General features: G+C 44.1%; 2 protein-coding genes. Both read right to left on the bottom strand.

The window, feature by feature from the left end; genetic code table 11:
- On the bottom strand, positions 1 to 314 hold a 314-nt coding region (locus BG32_RS07640), incomplete at its 3' end, for a hypothetical protein (RefSeq protein WP_147434882.1).
- A gap of 28 nt (positions 315 to 342) precedes the next feature.
- Positions 343 to 699: alpha/beta hydrolase (locus BG32_RS07635; protein ID WP_121526644.1), on the bottom strand; the 357-nt coding region annotated here is incomplete at its 5' end.

The raw sequence follows: 699 nt of genomic DNA, 5'->3' as shown, positions 1-699 counted from the left end.
GGCTCGTCGATTGCAGGAATCAGCAAGGCGACATTCACTGAAAGTCGCTTCGGGTCCTGGCGGGTCCAGAGACCCTCAACGGGTCCCATTCTTAACGGCAGATTCATATCACGGCCGCTTACTCCGTCCAGCGCCAGAGAATATATTGTCTTGGAAGGATTAGACTGAATGTTATAATCGGTGACTTCGTTCATAAAAATCAAAGTCACCGTCACTGATTCAGCATCCATAGAAGGTATGACTGAATTCAGTTGATTAGAGAAGCCGATACAGAAGAAACCCAGAACCAGGAATAAGACCGCTATTCTTCTCACATGAATCACCCCATATTCACCCTCGAGTTTACGACCTGAAATACTTGACAACAACAAAGCTGTTTGTGCTAGTGTCGTTCAGCAATACAGCAAATTCCGTAATCCCATACACGATGTAAGAGGGAGCAACCTGTTCTCCCACTCTTACAGTAACTTGAGACTGTCCAGATTCAAGAACAGCATAATCAATCTTGTTTAATCTATAGTATGCGACATACCTTACACCTTCAGCTTCCTCACCAACTTCTAGCATGGAACTGATTACTTCAGAAGGACTGGCATACAGAGGAAGAAAATGATTCTCCAAACTTACGCTACTAACAACTCTATCAGTGTTTATAGGATCAATCTTGATCCTGCTGGCCGCTACGTCTGCAATTTCAAC

Origin of the sequence: Mesotoga sp. HF07.pep.5.2.highcov, from assembly GCF_003666285.1 — a bacterium.
Lineage (GTDB): Bacteria > Thermotogota > Thermotogae > Petrotogales > Kosmotogaceae > Mesotoga > Mesotoga prima.
This window is presented reverse-complemented; position numbering and strand designations above follow the sequence as displayed.